The organism is Streptomyces sp. B1866 (assembly GCF_031932565.1).
GTDB lineage: Bacteria > Actinomycetota > Actinomycetes > Streptomycetales > Streptomycetaceae > Streptomyces.
Genome location: NZ_JAVSCF010000470.1, coordinates 1 through 2194 on the forward strand (window position 1 = coordinate 1; position 2194 = coordinate 2194).

Here is a 2194-nt window from a genome sequence, read left to right on the forward strand (position 1 = left end):
CCCCGGGGGCGGCGGCCACCTCGGCGCGCGCGGCGTCGAACCAGCGGACGGCGCCTGGCGTCAGCCGCCCGCGCAGCACGGCGCGCAGCTCGGGCAGCGTCACCTCGGCCGCATTGCCCAGCGTCATGGCGCGGCACCTCGGGTCGGGTCGGGGGCCGGTGCGGGGGCGGGTGCCGGGGCCGCCGGTGCACGGGCCGGGCTCCCGGCCGGGGAGCCCGGGCCGTCCGGGGGACGGGCTCCGGCCGGGTGGACGCCTCCGGGCTGCGTACCCGGCGGCCTGCGGGCCTCGGCCGGGCCACGAGCCGCTCCGGCCGCGCAGGTCCCGGCCGGGACGTCCGCGTCGGCCGGGTCATGGGCCCCGGTCGCACTGCGGACGGCGCGCGCTGCCCGGGGCTCGGCCGGGGGACACGCCGCGGGCGGTCCGGGCGCGGCGTCGACGGGCCGTGCGTCGGCGTGGCGTCCGTCGGCCGCGGGGCGGGCGTCGGCCGGAACGCGGGCCCCTGCCACGGGGTGTGACCCGGCCGTGGGGTGGGTCCCGGCCTCGCCCGCGACGGGCGCCGCCCGCGGGGCGTCCGGCACGTGGCCGGGGCCCACTCCGGCCGGGGCCAGGTCGGCCTTCGCCACGCGGGCCGCGACGGCCGTGCGGCCCGGCACCCGGCCGCGCAGGCCCGCCGCCGCGCGCAGGAACTCCAGCGAACGGGCCGCGACCGCCGGAGCCGCGTGGCTGTGCCGGGGCAGTTCGACACCGACCAGGCCCTGGTAGCCCGTACGGCCCAGCGCGGCCAGCACGGGCGGGAAGTCGATCTCGCCCTCGCCGAACTCCAGGTGCTCGTGGCGGCCCCGGCGCATGTCCTCGATCTGCACGTGGACCAGGCGCGGCCCGGCCCGCAGCACGCAGTCCGCGACGCTCTGCGGCTCCACGCACCGGCAGTGGCCGACATCCAGGGTCAGGCCCAGCCGGGGCGGGTCGCCGAGCAGGCGCGACAGCCGGTCGTACGCGTCCAGGGTGTCCACCAGCATGCCCGGCTCCGGCTCGAACCCCAGGGCCACGCCCTGCCGTTCGGCCTCGGCCACCGCCCACGCGCAGCCGCTCGCCAGCCGGTCCCAGGCCCGGCGCTCCGGCAGCCCGGACGGCGGCGTGCCGCTCCACAGCGACACGGCCTCGGCGCCCAGGTCGGCGGCGACCCGCATGGCCAGGGCCAGGTACTCCACGCGCCGCCCGCGCTCGGCGTGCAGCAGGGTCGGCGCGTGCTTGTGCCAGGGGTCCAGCAGGTAGCGGGCGCCGGTCTCCACCACCACCGCCAGGCCCAGCCGGTCCAGCCGCCGCGCCACGGAGGCGACCCGCCGCACCAGGCCGGGCGCGAACGGGTCCAGGTGGCAGTGGTCGAGCGTCAGGGCCACGCCGGAATAGCCCAGTTCGGCCAGGACGGTCAGCGCGTCGGTGAGCCGGTGGCCCGCGAAGCCGTTCGTGCCGTAGGCGAAGCGGGGCGCGTACGGGGCGGCGGGCGGCTCGGGGAGCGCGATGCGCGGCGCCTGGGCGGCGGTGCTCGGCGGCCGGGCCCTGTAGACGGGCGGCGGCGCGACCGGGGCGGCCACGGCGGCGGCCGTCGCGGCGTGCGCGTACGGCGCGGGGCTTGCGGCGACCGGGTGGCGGGCGGCGGGGGTGTCGGGGCGGTGGGGTGGCGGCGGGTCGGTCGCGCGGGTGCGGCCCGTCCCAGCCACGGGGACGGTAGCCCCGCCGGACGCGTGGGCCGCGTCGGCGCCGCGGGGTCGGTCGGCTCCGGCCGCGTCCCGGCCTCCTAGGGGGAGGTGGGCGTCCGGCGTGCGGCCGGGCGTGTGCGGCGTGGGGTCTGCCGCGACCGGGTGGCGGGCGGTGGCGGCGTCGGGCCGGTGGGGTGGCGGCGGCTCGGACAGGCGGGTCCCGGCCGTCCCGGCCGACTCCTGGCCTCGTAGGGGGTCTGCCGCCGTGCGGGGCTGGAGGCGGGCGCCCGGCGTGCGGTCGGGCGTCTTCGGCTCGGGTGGGCGCGTCACGTCGGGGACACCTTCCGGAACAGCCGCCGCGCCAACGGCACGGCGGCGAGCAGCGGCACGGCCGCCCGGGGCGCACCGGCGCGGGCGGCGCACGCGGCCTGGAGCGGCAGCGTCCCGGCGATGCCCGCGGCCACCGCCCGCTGGAGGCGGCCCGGGTCGCGGC

At 81.7% G+C, this 2194-nt stretch carries 1 pseudogene; it reads right to left on the reverse strand.

Annotation, left to right across the window (positions count from 1 at the left end):
• Positions 1–669 precede the first annotated feature (669 nt).
• Positions 670–1524: pseudogene (locus RKE29_RS29520) on the reverse strand (sugar phosphate isomerase/epimerase family protein); the annotation flags it as partial.
• Between the last annotated feature and the right edge of the window lie 670 nt (positions 1525–2194).